This is a genomic window from Acidovorax sp. SUPP950, assembly GCF_030158935.1.
Lineage (GTDB): Bacteria > Pseudomonadota > Gammaproteobacteria > Burkholderiales > Burkholderiaceae_C > Paracidovorax.
Genome location: NZ_BQXE01000002.1, coordinates 933,580 through 953,980 on the forward strand (window position 1 = coordinate 933,580; position 20,401 = coordinate 953,980).

Genomic DNA, 20,401 nt, shown 5'->3' on the forward strand with positions numbered 1-20,401 from the left:
CCCGCCCGCTCAGCGCCCGCCCGCTCAGCGCGTGGCCGCGGGCTCCATGCCCGTGCTGCGCACGATCGGGGCGGCCGCTGGCGATGCCAGGAAGCGGATCAGATGGCGCGCGGCATCCGCGTTCTGCGCGCCCTCGGCCACGCCAGCCGAGAAGAACACGCGCTGCTGCACGGCGTCCGGCAAGGGGCCGACGAATTCCAGCTCCTTGAACGGCAGCAATTCACTCACCTGCTGGAAGCCCAGCTCCGCATCGCCCCGCAGCACCACCGCGCCGACGCGTTCGCTGTAGATCCTGGTGGCCTTGGTCTTCATCGCCTCGGCCACGCCCAGGCGCGGGAACAGTTCGTTGACCAGGTAGGTGCCGCTGGCGCTGGCGGAATAGGCGACCGATTGGGCCTGGAGCAGCGTCTGCTTGAGGGCTTCGGGGCTGCTGATGTCCGGCTTGGGCGTGCCTTTGCGCACGCTCATACCGATCATGGAACGGGCCAGGTCGACGCGGCTGCCCGCTTGCACCTTGCCCTGCGCCGTCAATTCGTCCAGCCCCGAATCGGCCAGGATCACGATGTCGAACTGCTCGCCCCGCGCCATGCGGCTGGGGATGGAGTCGGGCGCGTTGCCGAGCGATGCGCCACGCGCCGTGACGACCGTGTGGCCGGTGGCCTGCTCGTACAGCGGCACCAGCTGGTCGTAGGCGGCCGAGAAGCCGCCGGAGGTGACCACGCGGATCTCCGAGGCCTGGGCAGCGGGCGGCGCGGCGCCTCCCAGGGCCAGGCCCAGGCCCAGGGCGGTGCCCAGCAGGGTGCGCAGCATGCGGCGCCGGGCGTTGCTGGGCGTGGCCGTGGTGGGGGCCGGTGTGAGCGGGAGGTTGAGCGGCATGTCCTTTGTCTCCTGATTTTTTTGGGGGAATGCGTCCGGCCTGCCGTCTCAGTCGGCGGTGATCTTGCGTTCGCGGATGATGCGGCCCCACTTGGCGTGCTCCGCCGCGATGAATTGGCCAAGCTCTTCGCGGCCCGTGGGGCTGGCGGTCTGCCCGTGCTTGAGCAGGTTGTCGCGCACCTCCGGCGTGTTGAGCACCTTGACGATCTCGGTGTTCCAGCGGTCCAGCAGGGGCTTGGGCGTCTTGGCCGAGGCCACGAAGGCATACCAGTTGGTGGCGTTGAAGCCCGGGTAGGTCTCCGCCACGGTGGGCACGTTGGGCAGGTATGCCGGGCGCGTCAGGCCGGTGGTCGCCAGGGGAATGAGCTTGCCCGATTCGATGTGGGGCAGGGCCGAGGGCGGTGCGGCGTAGAACGCGGTGACCCGCCCGCCCAGCACGTCCTGCAGCGCCGGGGCGCCCCCTTTGTAGGGAACGTGCAGCGTGTCGATCTTCGCCACGTCGTTGAGCAGTTCTCCCGCCAGGTGCGCGGCCGAGCCCGGGCCGGTGGAGGCGTAGTCCAGCTTGCCGGGCTCGCGCTTGGCTTTGGCCACGAAATCGCCGAGCGATTTGATGCCGGTGCTCGCGGGCACCACCAGCACGTTCGGGAAGGCCACGCCCATCGAGATGGGCGCCAGGTCCTTGAGCGGGTCGTACGCCACCTTCATGAAATGGGGCGCGATGCTCAGCGGCCCGATGGAGCCGAACAGCAGCATGGACCCGTCCGACGGGCCGTTGGCCACCTGGGCATGGGCCAGGTTGCCCCCGGCTCCCGGCTTGTTGTCCACCACCACGCTCTGGCCGATGTTCTCGCCCAGCTTCTTGGCGATGATGCGGGCGGCGATGTCGGCCGAGCCGCCTGCGGCGAAGCCGACCACGAGGGTCACCGGCTTCTTGGGCGGAAAGTCCTGCGCCTGGGCGGTGCTGGCGAGGGGGAAGCTGGCGGCCAGGAAGGCTGCCGCGATGAGGGGGCGTCGTTGCATGGGGTATGTCTCCGGGAAAGCGCCGCCGGGTCGTTGGCCTGGCGATCAAGGGCGCATCGTAGGAGGGGCACAATGATCCGTAAATTGCAATTTACGAAACGACTGTTGCATGCGAAGCATCAAATTCGACCTCAAGGAACTGCAGGCCTTCGTGGTCACCGCGGACCAGTCCAGCTTCCGCGTGGCGGCCGAGATCCTGTGCCTGTCCGCCCCGGCCTTGAGCCGGCGGGTGGAACGGCTGGAATCCGCGCTCGGTGCCCGGCTGCTGGAGCGGACCACCCGCACGGTGGAGCTGACCGCCATGGGCCAGGAGTTCCTGCACGAGGCGCGCATGGCATTGACCGGGCTGGACGAGGCGGTTCAGCGCTTCGGCGACCAGGTGCAGCTGCGCCGGGGCCGCGTGACCATTGCCTGCGTGCCGTCCGTGGCCAACCACCTGCTTCCGCGGGCGCTCCAGTCCTTCGCGCAGGCGATGCCCGATGTGCAGGTGCACGTGATCGACGAGAACGCCCAGCAGGTGCTGGAAGCCGTGGCCCGCGGCGAGGCGGACTTCGGCCTGAGCTTCACTGGCACCCAGGAGTCGGCGCTGCTGTTCCAGCCGCTGCTGCGCGAACGCTACGTGCTGGCCATGCCGCGCAGCCACGCCTGGGCCCGGCGCACCGAGGTGCGTTGGGAGGAACTGGCCGGCCAGCGGCTGGTGTCGGTCTCCAGCCGCAGCAGCAACCGCCTGCTGCTGGACCAGGCCATGGCGGAACTGCCGAATCCTCCCGTCGCCTGGTACGAATGCAACCATGTGACCGGCGCGCTGGCCCTGGTCGAGGCCGGTTTGGGGCTGGCGGCCTTGCCGCAGCTGGCGCTGCCGCCCGCGCATTCCCAGGTGTGCGGTGTGCCGCTGACCGGGCCCGACCTGTGGCGCACCCTGGGGCTGCTGCAGCGGCGCTCGCGCGAACTCAGCCCGGTGGCCGAGGCCCTGCGGCAGCGCCTGCTGCAGATGCATGCCGTGGTCTGACGCAGCCGGTTGAATTCGAAGGGCAGGGGCGTTGAAGGCCGGCGCGCATTCGCCGCCCTGATGGCATGGCGCAAGGCCTGCTCAAGCCCCTGCCGAACCCGGCGCCAGCCGCGCGGCCAGCAGGTTGGCCGTGTAACGCAGCCGGTCGATGTCCGCATCGGCACGAACGCCGCGGCTGAAGCAGCACAGCGTGCCATACACCGCCCCGCCGGACAGGCGCACCGGCGTGCTCAGATGGGTGCCGACGGGGAACCCCGGGTCCGGCGCCTTGCCGGACGCGATGTAGGGCGCGGCATCTTCCATCCGTTCCGGCAACCGGCCTTCGACCACCCGTTGGCACCAGCTTTCTTCGACCGGGTCGGACCGGCCCACTTCCACCGGCGAGAAATCCGGCGCGCTGTCCACGGCCATGATGGTGCGGTGGTCGTCCGTGAGCTGGGACACGAAGGCCACGTCCATGCCCAGCCGCGTGCGCAGCAGTTTCAGCACCGCCGGGACGGCGGCAGGAAGTTCAGGGTCGGCGGAGTCGCTGGTGGCGACCAGCAGCTCCGAAATCTTGACGTCGAGGTCGTTGGGGTCGTAGTCCAGAAGCATGCCTGTCAGTCTAAAGGCAGAGCCTGCGTGCGGCGGAGCACCGGGCCGAATGACATCATCGGCTTGAGAATTATTCTCATATACTGTGCTGCAGCCAGCCAGGCGCCAACCCGTGGGGTGCGGCGCTCCGAGCCAGCGCTTTCGTTTCCCAAATGATCCAGGTTTGCGCCCGTTCGCATGGCGCATCCGCTGTCCGGTCCGTGGATGGTGGATTCGGCGTGCGGTGTCGTTGGCCCTCCGGGCCGCAAGCTGCCCGCGGTGTGGCTGGCCTGGTCTGTTGCAATTCCGAAGGAGGCTTGACCATGGCTGCCGATGCACCGTGCCCGGACACTGAAAACCCCACCGACGAGGAATACCGCCTGCCCTGCACCGAGGCGCTGCTGGCCAGCACGATGGCGCTCATGACGGGACACGCGCACACCGCCGAGGCCCCGTATCGCGATGCCATGGCCCGCAAGATCATCGTGAACCTGCAGGCCCTGTCGCAGATGCCGGGGCTGACCTCGCACTTTCGCACCATGCTGCGCAGCCTGCAGACCCACTGGACCCCGGGGCCGGAGCGCCAGGCGGCAGCGCAAGAAAACCGCGACCCCGAGCCCCGCCCCCAGGCCCTGTGGCACGCGGCACCGGAGGCGGTGCAGTAGGCCAGCGGTCCTGCCGCACCTTTGGCAGAACTGGGCCGGACATCGGGCCTCTTCGACTCAGCCGGCCACCTTGATCGCCAGGATCGCCAGGCCAAGCAGAACGAGCACCACGGGCAGAACGCGGGCCCGTGGCCGGGAGGCCTTCGCCGCGATGGCGATCTGGACCACTGCGACAAGGGCAAAGATCGCACCCGCCGCCACGATGGCATTGCCCGACCCGTTTTCGATGGCGTTGGCGGGAATGGACGGGTCCATCCCGTGCATGAAGTCGTATTGATTTCGTGGCAGAAGCGCCATGATCAGCAGGCCCAGGATGGACGCTACATGCAGGGTGATCCGCAAAGGTTTGTTCATGGGTTGCGGATGCATTTTTACCTTTGTCGAAATCGCCGCGATTCAATACACCAGCCGCTCGGGACGCACTTCCTGCAGGATGGTCGTGGCGATTTCCTCGATGCTTTTGGTGGTCGTGGACAGCCAGCGGATGCCCGCGCGCCGCATCATCGCCTCGGCCTCGGACACCTCGTTGCGGCAGTTGTCCAGCGCCGCGTACCGGGAGTTGGGGCGCCGTTCGTTGCGGATCTGCGAAAGCCGCTCGGGCTGGATCGTCAGCCCGAAGATCTTCTTGCGGTGCGGCTCCAGCGCCGGGGGCAGCTGGCGCCGCTCGAAGTCCTCGGGAATCAGCGGATAGTTGGCCACCTTAAGGCCGCACTGCATGGCCAGGTACAGGCTGGTGGGGGTCTTGCCGCTGCGCGACACGCCCACCAGGATCACGTCGGCGCCGGCCAGGTCGCGGTGGCTCTGGCCGTCGTCGTGGTCCAGGCTGAAGTTGATCGCCTCGATGCGGTCGGTGTATTCCTTGCTCAGGCTCACGTCCGAAAAACGCCCCACGCGGTGGTGCGACTTGGTGCCCAGCTCGGTCTCCAGCGGCCGGATGAAGGTGCCGAACATGTCCAGCAGCATGCCCTTGCAGCCTTCCTGGATGACGCGCAGCACGCCCATGTTGACCAAGGTGGTGAAGACGATGGGCTTCTTGCCCTCCACGTCCGCCGTGTGGTTGATCTGCCGCACGGCCTGGTGCGCCTTGTCCTCGGTGTCGATGAAGGGCAGGCGCACGTGGCGCGGCTTCATGTCGAACTGGGCCAGGATGGCGTTGCCGAAGGTTTCGGCCGTGATGCCGGTGCCGTCGGAGATGAAGAAAACGGTGCGCGTGTGCATGGGCAGGGGTTCCGAAGAAGGGGGACGATCCGTCAGCCCGCCGCCAGCGCGGCCGCGCAGGGCAAGCCTACAATGGCGCCCATTATCCAAATTCTCACCATGCACCCCGGCGGCCCACAACCACAACACCAAAGCCGAACGCCGTGCATGGGCGCTCGCCCGCGATTGCTCCCCCGGAGCGCAGGCGCAGACCCAGTTTCAACTTCTGGAGCTATCCCATGTCTGCACTCTTCAACGCGACCGCCCTGGTCGTTCCGTTTGAAAACCTGAGAATGACCGACGTCGAGTCGGTGGGCGGCAAAAACGCCTCCCTCGGCGAGATGATCTCCCAGCTGCCCCAGGGCGTTCGCGTTCCCACGGGCTTTGCCACCACCGCCCACGCGTTCCGCCAGTTCCTCGCCCACGACGGCCTGGCCGACAAGATCAGCAAGCGCCTCGCCGCGCTGGACACCGAAGACGTGCGTGCCCTGGCCGCTGCCGGCGCCGAGATCCGTGCCATGGTCGAGGCCCAGCCGTTCCCGGCTGACCTGCAGCAGGCGATCGCGGAAGCCTTCGCAAAACTGTCCGAAGGCAACCCCCAGGCGAGCTTCGCCGTGCGTTCGTCCGCCACGGCGGAAGACCTGCCCGACGCCTCGTTCGCCGGCCAGCAGGAAACCTTTCTCAACGTGGTCGGCATCGACGACGTGCTGCACAAGATGAAGGAGGTGTTCGCCTCCCTGTATAACGACCGCGCCATCAGCTACCGCGTGCACAAGGGCTTCGCGCACGACGTGGTCGCCCTGTCGGCCGGCGTGCAGCGCATGGTGCGCTCCGACCTGGGCGCGGCCGGTGTGATGTTCACCATCGACACCGAATCCGGCTTCGAAGAGGTGGTCTTCATCACCAGCAGCTACGGCCTGGGCGAGACGGTGGTGCAGGGCGCCGTGAACCCCGACGAGTTCTATGTGCACAAGCCCATGCTCCAGGCGGGCAACAAGGCCGTGATCCGCCGCAACCTGGGCTCCAAGCTGGTGCAGATGGTCTTCGCCTCGGCCGAGGAGAAGGCCGCCACCGGCAAGCTGGTCAAGACGGTGGACGTGGCGACCGAGCAGCGCAACCGCTTCTCGCTGTCCGATGCCGACGTGGAGCAACTGGCCCACTACGCCCTGGTGATCGAGCAGCACTACGGCCGCCCGATGGACATCGAATGGGGCAAGGACGGCACCGACGGCCTGCTCTACATCCTGCAGGCCCGTCCTGAGACGGTGAAGAGCCAGTCCAAGGGCCAGGCCGAGCAGCGCTTCAAGCTGAAAGGCACGGGCACCGTGCTGGCGGAGGGCCGCGCCATCGGCCAGAAGATCGGCACCGGCCCCGTGCGCCTGGTGAGCGACATCGCCGAAATGGACAAGGTGCAGCCCGGCGACGTGCTGGTCACCGACATGACCGATCCCAACTGGGAGCCTGTGATGAAGCGCGCCAGCGCCATCGTCACCAACCGCGGCGGGCGCACCTGCCACGCGGCCATCATCGCGCGGGAACTGGGCATTCCGGCCGTGGTGGGCTGCGGCGACGCCACCAGCCTGCTCAAGGACGGCACGCTGGTGACGGTGAGCTGCGCCGAGGGCGACACCGGCAAGATCTACGACGGCCTGCTCGAAACCGAAGTGACCGAGGTGCAGCGCGGCGAAATGCCCAAGATCGGCACCAAGATCATGATGAACGTGGGCAACCCGCAACTGGCCTTCGACTTCTGCCAGCTGCCCAACGACGGCGTGGGCCTGGCCCGGCTGGAGTTCATCATCAACAACAACATCGGCGTGCACCCCAAGGCCATCCTGGACTACCCCGCCGTCGATGCCGACCTGAAGAAGGCCGTGGAATCGGTGGCGCGCGGCCATGCCTCGCCCCGTGCGTTCTACGTGGACAAGGTGGCCGAGGGCGTGGCCACCATCGCCGCCGCCTTCTGGCCCAAGCCGGTGATCGTGCGCCTGTCGGATTTCAAGTCCAACGAGTACCGCAAGCTCATCGGCGGCAGCCGCTACGAGCCCGAGGAAGAGAACCCGATGCTGGGCTTCCGTGGCGCGGCGCGCTACATCAGCGCCGATTTCGGCGAGGCGTTCGCGATGGAGTGCGACGCCATCAAGCGCGTGCGCGGCGAGATGGGCCTGACCAACGTGCAGGTGATGGTGCCTTTCGTGCGCACGCTGGGGCAGGCCGACAAGGTCACCCAGCTGCTGGCCAAGCATGGCCTGAAGCGCGGCGAGGCGGAGCTGAAGGTCATCATGATGTGCGAGGTGCCCAGCAACGCCGTGCTGGCGGACGAGTTCCTGCAGTACTTCGATGGCTTCTCGATCGGCTCCAATGACCTGACCCAGCTCACGCTGGGCCTGGACCGCGACTCGGGGCTCGAGCTGCTCGCGCAGGACTTCGACGAACGCGATCCCGCCGTGCTGGCCCTGCTGTCGCGCGCCATAGCCGCCTGCAAGGCCCAGGGCAAGTACGTGGGCATCTGCGGACAGGGCCCCAGCGACCACCCGGACTTCGCCGAGTGGCTGGCCAAGGAAGGCATCTCGTCGATCTCGCTCAACCCCGACAGCGTGATCGCCACCTGGCAGCAACTGGCCCGCTGACGGGCCCGGTCCGGCGACCATGCCCACGCGCCCATCGGCGATCGAGGAGCCCGGGGCCGGACATCCCTTTCCGCCCGACCTGCACGATGCCCGCCACCTCTGGCTGAAGGCGGGCCTGCTGCTGGTCTGGGCCGCAGTGTCCTTCGGGGCCTGCTACTTCGCCCGCGACCTGCAGTTCATGGTGGTGGGCGGCTGGCCGCTGGGGTACTGGATCGCGTCGCAGGGCGCGGTGCTGGTGTTCATCGGCATCGTGGCGATCTACTGCGTGGCGATGAACCATTTCGAGCGGCAGGACGCGAACGCGGTGGCCGGTGGTGCGGGCACGCCGCCGTCCACCCCCGACGCGCCGGGCCCGGGCGCCCCCGGCAAGCCGCATGGCTGACGCGCCGCCGCAAGCCGCCTACGGCCGGCGGCTGCGCCGCATCCTCGCGCTCTACGTGGCCGGGGTGATCGCTTTCCTGGCCATCATGGCCTGGGCCGAGCAGCGCGGCCTGTCGCGCCACTGGATCGGCCCCATCTTCCTGTTCCTGTCCGTCATGGTCTATGCGGCCATCGGCGTGTACGGGCGCACGACCGATGCCGACGAGTACTACGTCGCGGGGCGCCGCATTCCGCCCGTGTACAACGGCATGGCGGCGGCGGCCGACTGGATGAGCGCGGCCTCGTTCATCAGCCTGTCGGGCGCGCTGTACCTGCAGGGCTTCTCGGGCGTGCCGGGGCAGGCCGGCGGGCTGGCCTATCTGCTGGGCTGGACGGGCGGGTTCTGCCTCGTGGCGCTGCTGATCGCGCCGCACCTGCGGGCCATGAACCTCTACACCATCCCGGAGTTTTTTCAGGTGCGTTTCGGCGGGCGCTGGCCTCGCGTGATCGCGGCGCTCGCGGCCGTGCTGTGCTCGTTCACCTACGTGGTGGCGCAGATCTACGGCGTGGGCCTGATCGCCTCGCGGCTCACGGGCGTGCAGTTCGAGATCGGCATCATGCTGGGACTGGGCGGGGTGCTGCTGTGCTCCTTCCTGGGCGGCATGCGCGCCATCACCTGGACGCAGGTGGCGCAGTACGTGATGCTGCTGCTCGCGTTCCTCATTCCCGTCTCCTGGCTGGCCTACAAGCAGCTGGGCAATCCCCTGGCGCCGCTGGTGTATGGCACCCAGATCGGCAAGATCGCCGACATGGAGGCCCGGTTGCTCGCCGATCCCGCGGAGCGGCAGGTGGTGGCGGCCTACCAGGCGCGGGCGCAGGAGCTGCAGGCCCGGTTGCAGGACGTGGGCGCGGCGCTGGAGCGCGAGCGCGAAGCGGCCCGCCAGCGCATCCGCCAGCTGCGCGACCAGAACGCGGACGTCGGCCTCATCGTGGCGGCCAGCCGGGAGCTGGCCACCATGCCGCGCGACGAGGACACGGCCCGCGAGCGCTGGAGCCGCGAAATGCGCGAGAGCGAAGAGCGTGCCCGCCCCCTGGGCGGCCTGCCCGCGCACAGCCAGCCCTACGTGGGCGACCCGGATGGCCCGCCCGAGGCGCAGCGGGCGTACGAGGACACCCGGCGCAATTTCCTCGCGCTGATGTTCTGCCTCATGGTCGGCACGGCCGGGCTGCCGCACCTGCTCACGCGCTACTACACCGTGCCCTCGGTGGCGGCCGCGCGCTCTTCGGTGGCCTGGTCGCTGTTCTTCATCGCGCTGCTGTACCTCAGCGCGCCGGCGCTGGCGGTGCTGGTGAAGTTCGAGGTCATGAGCAACCTGGTCGGCAGCCCGTTCGATGCGCTGCCCAACTGGATCGGGCAGTGGGCACGGGTGGATGCGGCGCTGCTGTCGGTGGAGGACGTGAACGGCGACGGCATCGTGCAGTTCGGCGAGATCCGCTTCGGCGCCGACCTGATCATGCTGGCCACGCCCGAACTGGGCGGGCTGCCCTATGTGATCTCGGGGCTGGTCGCCGCGGGCGGGCTGGCGGCGGCGCTTTCCACGGCCGATGGCCTGCTGCTCACCATCAGCAATGCGCTGGTGCGCGATCTGTACTTTCACGAGACGGGCCGCAGGGCGTCGCCCGAGCAGCGCGTGATCCTGACCAAGTTCACCCTGCTGGCGGTGGCGCTGTCCGCCGCGTTCGTGGCGGCGCTCAAGCGCTCGGAGATCCTGCCCATGGTGTCGGCCTCGTTCTCGCTCGCCGCCTCGGCCTTCGTGCCGGCCATGGTGCTGGGCATCTTCTGGCGCGGCGCCACGCGGCAGGGCGCGGTGGCGGGCATGTTGTGCGGGCTGGGCGTGACCGTGTACTACCTGCTGTCGCATGTGGAGGCCGTGCGCGCCGTGGTGCCTGCCGTGCTGCTGGCGGACGGCCTGTGGTTCGGCATCCAGCCGATCTCGGCCGGCGTGTTCGGCGTGCCGGTGGGCCTTGCGACCGCGTGGCTGGTGAGCCTGCTCACGCGGGCGCCGGGGGCCGGGCCGTCGGTCCATTCGCGCCTGCCGGGGATGTGAACGGCGGGTGCGCGCGCCACGGCGCACGCTGGGGCTCGCGGCGATGCGGCGGGGATGGTGGTTATGGATAAACCCGGATTCACAAAGCCCCGACCGCGTGCGACGCTGCGCCCAACCATCGGCCGGGCGCGTGTCCCCGACGCCGCCGAACACGATCAGGGGGAACCGTGCTACTCGTCAAGACATCTGCAGGCCATCTGGCCCTCAAGGACCGCCACGGCGCGCTGACCTCGCGGCAGCGTTCGGCCTTCATCCTGTTCGATGGCAAGCGCACGCTGGCGCAGGTACTGGCGGCCACCGCGACCATGGGCATCGGCATGGACGACGTGCTGGCAATGGTCGGGCAGGGCCTGCTGTCGTTGCCGGACGGCAGTGCGCCGGACCTGCAGAACGCGTCGCCCGAGGGCATGCCGGCCCCGGCGGACGCGTCGGGTGCGGCCCCGGCAACCGGCGAGGCATCCTCGCCCATGGAGCGCTACCAGGCAGCCTATCCGATCGCCACGGAAATCACGTCCAGCCTGGGGCTGCGCGGCTTTCGGCTGAACCTGGCGGTCGAGGGCGCGCGCAGTTTCGACGACCTCGCCGCACTGGCGCCGAAGATCCGCGAACTGGTGGGCGATGAAAAATACCGGCGCCTGGAGCGGGCGCTGTTCGGCTGACCGGCCCTGCGCAGCGGGCCGGTCCTGCCGCAGCGCCGTGGCGATGCGGCAGGAAGGCGCGGATCAGGGCTGCACGTCCACGCGGCCGTAGGCGCCGTTCACGCCCTTGTTCGGACCCGCCACATAGAACAGCGTGTTCAGCGGCTGCTGGTTCAGGCCGTTGCCGAACGCGATGCCACGCACGCCGTCCAGCTGCAGGGTCGTTCCGTCCTTTTGCGCCAGGGCACCGTTCCATTCGCCCGTTGCGGGGTCGAACGCCTGCAGCGTGCCGTCGCCTTCATTGGCGATGATCAGACGGCTGCTGGCCCCGGCGAAGTTGCCAGGCGCCTGGGCGATGCCCCAGGGCGCGTTGAGCGTGGCGCCGGGCGTGACGATGCGCTGCGCCAGCGTGCCGTCGGTGTTGAAGGCGTTCAGCGCGCCCAGGCCGGCACCGGCCACGGCGTTGCGCCGGTTGGCGTCCTGCTGCGCATAGGTCACGTAGATGCGCGTGCCGATGGTCTGGATGCCATAGGGCGCGTAGTTGGCGGGCAGCTGCGGATCGGCGAAGCTGCCCGCCAGCTGCACCTTCTGGAAGCTGGTGTCGAACACGTCGACCTTGTTGTTGCGGAAGTCGGTGGCATACAGGAAGTCCGCGCCGCTGCGGGTGGCCACGGCCAGGCCCTTGTAGACCGCGCCGCCGCCGTCCCGGTAGGTCACGATGGCGTTGGCCAGATCGGCTGCGGGGCTCCAGCCGGAGAGGCTGCCGTCTTCGCTGGAAAACACGAAGCGGCTGGGGCCGGTCACGCCGTTCTTGGTGACCGGGAAGCTGCTGGTGCCACTGAAGATGATGCCGGTGGGGTTGGCCGGAGCGCTGCCGGCCGGGGGCACGGTTACCACCAGGGTCTGCGGCACGCCGTTGCCGTCATAGAGCGTGGACTTCTGCGTGGCCGTGGCGGTCACCCAGACGAAGCCGTTCGGGTTGAAGGCGATGCCCCAGCCGTTCTTCAGGTTGGCATCGGTCTGCGTGCCTGCAATGCTGCCGTCGGACACCACGGCCTTGGCCGTGAAGGAGGTGACCGTCGGTGGGGCGTCGCTCCCGCCGCAGCCGGCCAGCACCAACGCCGTCGCCGGCACCGCACCCCACAAGATTCTGGATATTTTCAAGATTGCTCCGTTGGAAGATCGCAGTCATTTTTCTGCCGTCGTGAGTGCGGGCAGCGTTGCCAAAGGTTGTGGGGGGTGGTGAAAAGAAAATGGAAGCGCTGGCGGGCAGGCAAGGGCGCTCCACATGGAAAAAGGGCCATGCCTTCTTGCGAAGGCACAGCCCTTTGGGGGGAGGCGGCGCCCACCGGGCGCCGGTCTCGGTGCGGACCGCGCCGCGCCGATCAGCCGCCGACGCCGAGCAGCTCGACGTCGAACTTCAGCGTGGCGTTCGGCGGGATCACGCCACCGGCGCCGCGGGCACCGTAGCCCAGGGCGGCTGGAATGATCAGCGTGCGCTGGCCGCCCACCTTCATGCCCTGCACGCCTTCGTCCCAGCCCTTGATCACCATGCCGGCGCCCAGGCCGAACTCGAACGGATCGTTGCGGTCGCGGCTGGAGTCGAACTTGGCGCCTTGCTCGCCGCTGTTGTAGAGCCAGCCGGTGTAGTGCACGCTGACGTGGTTGCCGCGCGTGGCCTCGGCGCCTTCGCCCACGACGGTGTCTTCGTATTGCAGGCCGGAGGGGGTGGTGGTGAATGCCATGGGTGTTCCTTTCGAAGTGCTACTGAAATGATAGCGATATGCCCTAGTGCTTATTGCGCTGGAGCCCTAAAAGACCAAACCCGCGCAGCGCGCGGGTCGGGCAGGGTGGCGGACGCTGGAGGGGCCTCGCGCCGGCTTGTTCGACTTACTTCTTGACCCGCGCCGCGACCCAGCGGGTGGCGAAGGCCTGCACGTCGGACAGCCGCTTGAGCAGGTCCACGCCCGAGGGGGTGACGGTGTAGCCGTCGTTGCCGTGGTCCAGCAGGCCGGCTTCGCGCAGTTCCTTGATGCGGGTGTTCAGCGTGTTGGGCGTGATGCCGCCCACGCTGTCCTGCAGCAGCCGGAAGGTTTGGGGGTGGCCGTCGCGCAGGGCCCAGAGCACGCGCAACGCATAGCGGCATTCGAGCTTTTCGAACAGCTGGTTGATGGCGGCGTTTTCCTTGGAGCTCATGAAAGCTTCTCCTTGCGCGATAGAGAGATAGAAATCCGGCAGCGGGCAAAACCCGGGCGGCCGGAACGCTGTGAATATAGCGTGGAAACCATTTTGCTACAAGTTTAATAGCTCCAGAGCAGCACCCCACTTGCGCTGCGGGGTAAAAATACTCAGGTGTTACAGGATTGTTGCACTCCTGCCACGGCCCCGGTGGACGCTCCCTCAGCGCGCAGCGGCACCCGCCGACACCAGGTGCGCGACCAGCAATTGGGCGGCCGGCGCCAGGCCCGGCGCCGGCCGGAAACACAGCGCGAACCGCCGCCGGGCCCACGGGTCGGCCAGCGGCACGATGCGCACCCCCGTGGCCGCGGCGAACGGCATCGCCACCTCGGCGGGCACCACGCTGATGGCGAGGTTGGCGCGCACCACGCGCAGCGCCGCATCGAAGTTGGACACCAGCACGCGGTGCACCAGCGTTTTGCCCTCCACCGCCGCGGCGCGCGCCAGCAGCACGTGCACGGCGCTCAGGGCCGGCATGCTCACGAACTCGTAGCCCAGCACGTCGGCGAACCGCACGCTGTCCTGGCGCGCCACCGGGTGCGAGGGGTGGGCGACGATGGCCAGGTGATCGTGCCGGTAGCTGCGCGTTTCCAGGCCCTGCAGATCGGCCGCGTCCCAGCAGATGCCGATGGAGGCGCTGCCTTCGCGGATGCCGCGGACCACCTCGGGGCTCACCCGTTCCTCCATGCTCACCTGGATGTCGCGGTGCGCGGGGTTCTGCAGGAAGGCCGCCACGTCGTCCGCCAGCGATTCGGCCATGACGGAGGCCGTGACCAGCATGCGCACGTGCCCGCGGATGCCGGTGGCGAAGGCCGCCATGTCGCGCTCGATGCGGTCCACGCTCGCCAGCATGGTGCGGGCGTGTTCCAGCAGGGTTTCGCCGGCGGCGGTGGGCACCACGCCGTGGCGCTTGCGCACCAGGAGCGGCGTGCCCAGCGTGTCCTCCAGTTGCGCCAGCCGCTTGCTCACCGCCGAGCCGACGATGGACTCCTGCTCCGCCGCGCGGGCGATGTTGCGGTGCTCACACACCGCCACGAAGAGCTTGAGGGTCTGGAGGTCGGGCAGGCGCATGGAAGGAATGTGGAAGAAGGGAAGGGATTCAAGATTTTCCTGCCTGGAATCTTAGGCCTTCCAAAATTGGCATGAATTGATGGAAGGGAATTTCTAGAATGCCTGTACAAGACCCCAGACAGGAGACTCCGTGACCCCCCGCACGCCCGCAGGCCCGCCCGCCCATCCGCTCCCCCCTTCGTCCGCCCAGGCCATCGTGAGAGAGGTGGGCCTGCGCGATGGCCTGCAAAGCATCGCCACCGTGGTGCCCACCGCCCGCAAGATCGAATGGGTCGATGCCGCCTATGCGGCCGGCCAGCGGGAGATCGAGGTCGGCTCGTTTGTGCCGGCGCGCCTGCTGCCGCAGTTGGCCGACACCGCCGAGGTGCTCGCGCACGCCAAATCCCTGCCGGGTTTGGTCGCCTCGGTGCTGGTGCCCAACCTGCGCGGGGCGGAGCGGGCCATCGAATGCCAGGCCGACCTGATGGTCGTGCCGCTGTCCGCCAGCCACGCGCACAGCCTGGCCAACCTGCGCAAGACGCCGGACGAGGTGGTGGCCGAGGTGGCGCGCATCCGCGCGGCGCGCGATGCGGCGGGCAGCCGCACCCTGATCGAAGGCGGGGTGGGCACGGCCTTCGGCTGCACGCTCCAGGGCGAGGTGGCCGAAAGCGAAGTGCTGCGCCTGATGCAGGCACTGCTCGACGCCGGGGCCGACCGCGTGAGCCTGGCCGACACCGTGGGCCATGCCGATCCCGCAGGTGTGCAGCGCCTGTTCGAGAAAGCCCGCGGACTCGTCGGCGAGCGGCTGGCCTGCGCGCATTTCCACGACACGCGCGGCATGGGGCTGGCCAACGCCTACGCCGCCTGGCAGACCGGCATCACCCGATTCGACGCCTGCCTGGCCGGCATCGGCGGCTGCCCCCATGCCCCCGGCGCGAGCGGCAACGTCACCACCGAAGACCTCGCCTTCATGCTGGAGCGCATGGGTGTTTCCACCGGCCTCGACGTGGCCGCGTTGCTGGCGCTGCGCGAGCGCGTGGCCGGCTGGCTGGAGGGGGAGACCCTGCACGGAGCGCTCTGGCAGGCCGGACTGCCCCGCACGGCCGCGTCCCTCACTGCAGCGGTTGCGTCCGCTGCCTGACCGAACCCTTATCGTTGCGCCCATGAACGCTCCCTTGAATCCTTCTTCCGTCCCCAATGCCGAGCGCCCGCGCCTGCCCCTGGAGGGCCTGCGCGTGGTGGAGTTCACCCACATGGTCATGGGCCCCACGTGCGGCATGGTGCTGGCCGACCTCGGCGCCGAGGTCATCAAGGTCGAGCCGGTGGACGGCGACCGCACGCGGCATCTGCTGGGCGCGGGCGCCGGGTTCTTTCCCATGTTCAACCGCAACAAGAAGAGCATCGCCCTGGACCTGCGCAAGCCCGAGGGGCTGGAGGTGGCGATCCGCCTGGCCTCGTCGGCCGACGTGGTGGCGCAGAACTTCAAGCCGGGGGTGATGACCAAGTATGGTCTCGACTACGCCGCGCTGTCCCGCCTGAACGAGCGGCTGGTCTACGTGAACCACACGGGCTTCCTGCCTGGCCCCTACGAGCACCGCACCGCGCTCGACGAGGTCGTGCAGATGATGGGCGGGCTGGCCTACATGACCGGCCGCCCTGGCGATCCGCTGCGCGCGGGCACCAGCGTGAACGACATCATGGGCGGCATGTTCGGCGCCATCGGCGCCATGGCGGCGCTGATGCAGCGCGCCCAGACGGGCCGGGGGCAGGAGGTGGATTCCGCCCTGTTCGAGAACAACGTGTTCCTCGTCGGCCAGCACATGATGCAGTACGCCGTGACGGGCCAGCCCGCCGCGCCCATGCCCGACCGCATCTCGTCGTGGGCCGTGTACGACGTGTTCAGTGTGAAGGACGGTGGGCAGATCTTTCTGGCCGCCGTGAGCGACGCGCAGTGGGTCACCTTCTGCGACGCCATGGGCTATGCCGACCTGAAGGCCGACCCGGGCCTGGCCTTGAACAACGACCGCGTGCGCGCCCGCGCCACACTGCTGCCCGAACTGCGCCGCCGCCTGGCCGAGCACACGGCCGAGGCGCTGTCGGCCATCTTCGAGCAGCACGGCCTGCCGTTCGCGCCCATCCTGCGCCCGGAGCAGTTGTTCGACGATCCGCACCTGAATGCCACGGGCGGCCTGGCCGATGTCACCTTGCCCGACGGCGAGCGCGCCGGCAGCACCGCGCGGGTGACCCTGCTGCCGCTGCGGCTGGACGGCCAGCGCATGGGCGTGCGGCTGGACCCGCCGCAGCTGGGCCAGCACACGCGCGAACTGCTCGCTGGCCTGGGCTACGCGCCCGAGGCCATCGCCGCGCTGCACGGGGCCGCCGCCGTGGCCTGACGAGAACGGGCTCGGCCCCAACACCGGCATGCGAGCGCGGCAAAGACCGCGCCGCCGCTTCATCCCCCCAACGATCACGGAGACAAACCATGACATCGCTGCCCACCCCCTGCGCACTGGCGCTGCGCCCCGCCGTTCTCACCCGCCGCCGCGCACTGGCCTGGGGCGCCGCTGCGCTCGCGGTGCCGGGCCTGGCCAACGCGCAGCCAGGCGACAAGCCGCTGCGCGTGATCCTGCCGCTGTCGGCCGGCTCGGGCGCGGACGGCGCCATCCGCGCCATCAGCAACAGCCTGGCCAAGGCCCTGGGCCATCCGGTCGTGATCGAGAACCTGCCCGGCGCGGGCGGCATCACCGGCACGGCGCAGATCGTGCGGGCGCCGCGGGACGGGTCGGTGATCGGTGTCGTCTCGAACAACCACGTGGTGAACCCGGCCGTCTACAAGAACATTCCGTTCGATTCGCTGGCCGACATCACGCCCATCACCGTGCTGGGTGCCACGCCCTTCGTGCTGGTCGCGCATCCGTCGGTGCCGGCCAAGACCGTGCAGGAGCTGATCGCGTATGCCAGGGCCAAACCCGGCGTGCTGAACTACGGCTCGTCCGGCAACGGCACCATCCTGCACCTGGGTGCGGCGATGTTCGTGGACCAGGCGCAGGTGGACATCAAGCACATCCCGTACAGGGGCATGGGGCCGCTGATGAACGACATCCTGGGTGGGCAGGTGCAACTGGGCGTCGTGGCCGTGGCGCCGGCCGCGGCGCACATCAAGGCGGGCGCGCTGCGCGCTCTGGGCGTCACCACCGCCGTGCGCGTGCCCACGCTGCCCAGCGTGCCCACCATCGCCGAGCAGGGCCTGTCGGGCTTCGAGCTGGAAGGGTGGATCGCCCCCATCGGCCCCGCGGGCCTGCCCAAGGCCGAGGTGGCGCGGCTGTACAACGGCTTCAAGGCCGCCATGGAGATGCCCGAGGCGCGCGAGGCCCTGCTGGCCCAGGGCTACGACATCAAGCTCACGCCGCCCGAGCAGGCGGCGGTGTTCTTTCGCAGCGAGGCCGCACGCATGGCGCAGGTGGTGAAAAGCGCGAACGTGAAGATGGACTGAAACGCAGCCGCCACGCACCGGCCTTCGCGCAGGCCGGCATGGCGCTCAGAAGGGGCCGTGCAGGCCCCGGTTCACGCAGGTGCGGCGCGCTCCAGGCGCTGGAGCACCCTCGCGATGCGAAACGGGCCGTGCCGCCAGATCCATGCCGGTCGGATGCCTTCGGCGTTCGCGCCCGCGCTCGGCGGGCGGCCGAGCCGGTCAACCGCTATCGCGTCATCGCGCCATCGCGTCGTCGCCGCCGTGTGACGGCAAGCCTGGTGGAGGGGACGCGCCCCCCGTGGGTCACAGGCGTTTCACATCGACGCCGAAGCGGGCATTCATCGGTGCCAGGCGCGCGGCACGCGACCCCTGGCCTGCGGATCGCTGCACCGGCGACCTCCGGGTAAAGATTTTGCAAATGCGATTCATTTTCAATTGGACGCCCTAGAATTGCGGGTTTTCCCGGGCGTCACCCTGTGCGGTGGCTCGCTCCCTGTCCCTCCATCCGGCCCCTTCCGTTCCCGCATGACCCGCCCTTCGGACCCTCGCCGCCGCGCCCGCTGGCTCAAGACCCTGCATGAATGGCACTGGGTGAGTTCCGCCATCTGCCTCGTCGGCATGCTGCTGTTCGCAGTGACCGGGTTCACGCTCAACCACGCCGGCCAGATCGAGGCCAAGCCCCGGGTCACCAGCCTGCGGGCGACCGTGCCAGCGCCGGTACTCCAGGCTGTGGCGCCCCCCGTCGGGCAGGCCCGCGCGCCCTGGCCGCCGGCCCTGCAGCATTGGGCGCGGGCGCAGTGGTCCGTCGACACGGCAGGGCGCGAGGCCGAGTGGTCTGCCGACGAGGTCTATGTCTCGCTGCCGCGCCCCGGCGGCGACGCCTGGATCCGCGTGGGCCTGGCGGATGGCGAGGCCGAGTACGAGCGCACCGACCGGGGCTGGATCTCCTACTTCAACGACCTGCACAAGGGCCGCAACACGGGCGCGGCATGGAGCTGGTTCATCGACGCCTTCGCCGCCGCCTGCCTGGTGTTCTGCATCACGGGCCTGTTCATCCTGAAGATGCATGCCGGCAACCGGCCCTTCACGTGGCCGATGGTCGGCCTGGGCCTGGTGCTGCCGGCCCTGCTGGCGTTCCTGTTTATCCACTGAACCGAAAGAGGAAAAATGCCCATGAAAAAGCATTTGCAGTTGCGCTACACCGTGGCGATGGGGGCCTGCCTGGGCGCGCCTGCCTTCGCGGCCGGTCTCGGCGTGGGGGTCGAGATCCCGCGCTTGGACGTGGCCGAATACCACCGCCCCTACGTGGCCGTGTGGGTCGAGCGCGCCGATGCCACCGTGGCCTCCACCCTGGCCGTCTGGTACGACGTGAAGATGAAGGACGCCGAGGGCAGCAAGTGGCTCAAGGACATGCGCCAGTGGTGGCGCCGCACGGGCCGCGACTTGTCGGTGCCGATCGACGGCGTGACCAGTCCCACGCGCCCCGCTGGCAAGCACCTGCTGCAGTTCACCGAAGGCACGAACCCGCTCGCCCGGCTGCCCGCCGGCAACTACAAGCTGGTGGTGGAGGCCGCGCGCGAGGTCGGTGGCCGCGAGGTGGTGACCGTGCCTTTCGCCTGGCCCGCCGCCAAGGGCGAGCCCCTGCGGGCCAAGGGCACCACGGAGCTGGGCGAGATCACGCTCGAACTCAAGCCCTGACCCGGCAAGCCCTTCACCCCCCATTCCCATCCGTCCGGAGTTTCCGCATGCATTCCAAGACCCCATCGCGCCTCGCCGCTGCCTGCCTCGTCGCCCTCTGCGGCGCGTTCACCTCCGCGCAAGCCCACAACGTGTGGCTGCTGCCGTCCACCACCGTGCTGTCCAAGGCCGAATGGATCACGGTGGACGCCGCGGTGTCCAACGACCTGTTCTTCTTCAACCACTTCCCGCTGGGCTTGGAAAACCTCACCGTCACCGCCCCCGACGGCAGTGCCGTGGCGCCCGAGAACGCGCACAAGGGCAAGCTGCGCAGCGTGTTCGACCTGAACCTCACGCAGACCGGCACCTACCGCCTGGCCGTGCTGAACAACGGCCTGTTCGCCACCTACAAGGACAAGGCCGGCCAGCCCAGGCGCTGGCGCGGCACGGCGGAAAAATTCGCGGCCGAGGTGCCCGCCGACGCGCAGGACCTCAAGGTCACGCAGTCGGCCGGGCGCATCGAAACCTACGTGACGGTGGGCAAGCCCAGCGCCGTGAAGGCCAGCGGCAAGGGGCTGGAGCTGGTGCCCGTGACGCACCCCAACGACCTGGTGAAGGGCGAAAAGGCCACCTTCGCCTTCCACATCGACGGCAAGCCCGCCGCCGGGCTGGAGGTGGTGCTGGTGGCGGGTGCCACGCGCTACCGCGACAAGCAGGACGAGATCAAGGCCACCACCGATGCCAAGGGCGAGTTCAGCGTGACCTGGCCGCAGGCCGGCATGTACTGGGTCGATGCCGATGCCAGGGACGACAAGGTGTCGCTGCCCCAGGCCAAGGAACGCCGCCTGTCGTACGTGGGCACGTTGGAGGTACTGCCCTGACCCCGTC

General features: G+C 69.0%; 21 protein-coding genes. 12 read left to right on the forward strand and 9 right to left on the reverse strand.

Going from position 1 to position 20,401, the window contains the following annotated elements; all coding sequences use genetic code 11:
• Positions 1-24: 24 nt before the first annotated feature.
• Together AVME950_RS13405 and AVME950_RS13410 are read right to left on the reverse strand one after the other, a co-directional pair.
• Positions 25-876, reverse strand: coding sequence for a substrate-binding domain-containing protein (locus tag AVME950_RS13405; RefSeq protein WP_502869401.1), 852 nt, complete (start codon positions 874-876; stop codon positions 25-27).
• A 48-nt stretch (positions 877-924) separates the two neighbouring features.
• Entirely contained in the window at positions 925-1,896 is a 972-nt protein-coding gene (locus AVME950_RS13410; RefSeq protein WP_272568140.1) for a Bug family tripartite tricarboxylate transporter substrate binding protein, read from the reverse strand.
• Between the two features lie 109 nt (positions 1,897-2,005).
• On the opposite strand from AVME950_RS13410, the gene AVME950_RS13415 reads away from it, so the two are divergent.
• Complete coding sequence (locus AVME950_RS13415; protein WP_284430168.1) at positions 2,006-2,905, forward strand: LysR family transcriptional regulator; 900 nt, start codon at positions 2,006-2,008, stop codon at positions 2,903-2,905.
• 81 nt (positions 2,906-2,986) lie between these two features.
• Here the strand turns inward: AVME950_RS13415 and AVME950_RS13420 are convergent, their stop codons facing one another.
• Positions 2,987-3,499: a GAF domain-containing protein gene (locus AVME950_RS13420; protein ID WP_284430169.1), complete on the reverse strand. Its 513-nt coding sequence runs from the start codon at positions 3,497-3,499 to the stop codon at positions 2,987-2,989.
• A 302-nt stretch (positions 3,500-3,801) separates the two neighbouring features.
• On the opposite strand from AVME950_RS13420, the gene AVME950_RS13425 reads away from it, so the two are divergent.
• Positions 3,802-4,143: a hypothetical protein gene (locus AVME950_RS13425; protein ID WP_284430170.1), complete on the forward strand. Its 342-nt coding sequence runs from the start codon at positions 3,802-3,804 to the stop codon at positions 4,141-4,143.
• A gap of 57 nt (positions 4,144-4,200) precedes the next feature.
• On the opposite strand, the gene AVME950_RS13430 is transcribed toward AVME950_RS13425, so the two are convergent.
• Together AVME950_RS13430 and ppsR are read right to left on the reverse strand one after the other, a co-directional pair.
• Positions 4,201-4,497, reverse strand: a complete 297-nt coding sequence (locus tag AVME950_RS13430) for a hypothetical protein (RefSeq protein ID WP_284430171.1) — start codon at positions 4,495-4,497, stop codon at positions 4,201-4,203.
• Positions 4,498-4,539: 42 nt separating this feature from the next.
• A complete protein-coding gene (gene ppsR, locus AVME950_RS13435) occupies positions 4,540-5,361 on the reverse strand; it encodes a posphoenolpyruvate synthetase regulatory kinase/phosphorylase PpsR (RefSeq protein ID WP_272568151.1) in 822 nt (273 codons plus the stop codon).
• A 218-nt stretch (positions 5,362-5,579) separates the two neighbouring features.
• On the opposite strand from ppsR, the gene ppsA reads away from it, so the two are divergent.
• The 4 genes from ppsA to AVME950_RS13455 all read left to right on the forward strand — a co-directional run bounded on the left by ppsA (position 5,580) and on the right by AVME950_RS13455 (position 11,097).
• The gene (gene ppsA / locus AVME950_RS13440; protein WP_284430172.1) at positions 5,580-7,970 is read left to right on the forward strand and encodes a phosphoenolpyruvate synthase; all 2,391 of its coding nucleotides are present in this window, start codon (positions 5,580-5,582) and stop codon (positions 7,968-7,970) included.
• A gap of 19 nt (positions 7,971-7,989) precedes the next feature.
• The gene (locus AVME950_RS13445; RefSeq protein ID WP_284430173.1) at positions 7,990-8,352 is read left to right on the forward strand and encodes a DUF4212 domain-containing protein; all 363 of its coding nucleotides are present in this window, start codon (positions 7,990-7,992) and stop codon (positions 8,350-8,352) included.
• Positions 8,345-10,438, forward strand: coding sequence for a VC_2705 family sodium/solute symporter (locus tag AVME950_RS13450; RefSeq protein WP_284430174.1), 2,094 nt, complete (start codon positions 8,345-8,347; stop codon positions 10,436-10,438). Before AVME950_RS13445 ends, AVME950_RS13450 begins: the two co-directional genes overlap by 8 nt.
• A 167-nt stretch (positions 10,439-10,605) precedes the next feature.
• Entirely contained in the window at positions 10,606-11,097 is a 492-nt protein-coding gene (locus AVME950_RS13455) for a hypothetical protein (protein ID WP_284430175.1), read from the forward strand.
• Positions 11,098-11,160: 63 nt separating this feature from the next.
• Here AVME950_RS13455 and AVME950_RS13460 read toward each other — a convergent pair whose 3' ends face one another.
• The 4 genes from AVME950_RS13460 to AVME950_RS13475 form a co-directional block, all read right to left on the reverse strand.
• A complete protein-coding gene (locus tag AVME950_RS13460; protein ID WP_284430176.1) occupies positions 11,161-12,240 on the reverse strand; it encodes a TIGR03118 family protein in 1,080 nt (359 codons plus the stop codon).
• Positions 12,241-12,461: 221 nt separating this feature from the next.
• Positions 12,462-12,821, reverse strand: a complete 360-nt coding sequence (locus AVME950_RS13465; protein ID WP_284430177.1) for an FKBP-type peptidyl-prolyl cis-trans isomerase — start codon at positions 12,819-12,821, stop codon at positions 12,462-12,464.
• A 145-nt stretch (positions 12,822-12,966) separates the two neighbouring features.
• On the reverse strand, positions 12,967-13,272 hold the full coding sequence (locus AVME950_RS13470) for a winged helix-turn-helix transcriptional regulator (protein ID WP_092744314.1): 306 nt from the start codon (positions 13,270-13,272) through the stop codon (positions 12,967-12,969).
• Between the two features lie 204 nt (positions 13,273-13,476).
• A complete protein-coding gene (locus AVME950_RS13475; protein WP_284430178.1) occupies positions 13,477-14,385 on the reverse strand; it encodes a LysR family transcriptional regulator in 909 nt (302 codons plus the stop codon).
• A 130-nt stretch (positions 14,386-14,515) separates the two neighbouring features.
• Between AVME950_RS13475 and AVME950_RS13480 the strand changes: the two genes are divergently transcribed.
• From AVME950_RS13480 to AVME950_RS13505, 6 genes are all read left to right on the forward strand, one after another.
• Positions 14,516-15,505, forward strand: coding sequence for a hydroxymethylglutaryl-CoA lyase (locus AVME950_RS13480; RefSeq protein ID WP_502869402.1), 990 nt, complete (start codon positions 14,516-14,518; stop codon positions 15,503-15,505).
• Between the two features lie 22 nt (positions 15,506-15,527).
• On the forward strand, positions 15,528-16,757 hold the full coding sequence (locus tag AVME950_RS13485; RefSeq protein ID WP_284430179.1) for a CaiB/BaiF CoA transferase family protein: 1,230 nt from the start codon (positions 15,528-15,530) through the stop codon (positions 16,755-16,757).
• Between the two features lie 89 nt (positions 16,758-16,846).
• Positions 16,847-17,857 (forward strand): tripartite tricarboxylate transporter substrate binding protein, encoded by a 1,011-nt coding sequence (locus tag AVME950_RS13490; RefSeq protein ID WP_284430180.1) that lies wholly within the window; start codon positions 16,847-16,849, stop codon positions 17,855-17,857.
• Between the two features lie 504 nt (positions 17,858-18,361).
• On the forward strand, positions 18,362-18,988 hold the full coding sequence (locus AVME950_RS13495) for a PepSY-associated TM helix domain-containing protein (RefSeq protein WP_284430181.1): 627 nt from the start codon (positions 18,362-18,364) through the stop codon (positions 18,986-18,988).
• Positions 18,989-19,009: 21 nt separating this feature from the next.
• Positions 19,010-19,534 carry a DUF2271 domain-containing protein gene (locus AVME950_RS13500; protein WP_284430182.1) on the forward strand — a complete coding sequence of 175 codons (525 nt, stop codon included), beginning with the start codon at positions 19,010-19,012 and terminating at the stop codon, positions 19,532-19,534.
• A gap of 47 nt (positions 19,535-19,581) precedes the next feature.
• Entirely contained in the window at positions 19,582-20,394 is an 813-nt protein-coding gene (locus AVME950_RS13505; RefSeq protein ID WP_284430183.1) for a DUF4198 domain-containing protein, read from the forward strand.
• Positions 20,395-20,401: the final 7 nt, after the last annotated feature.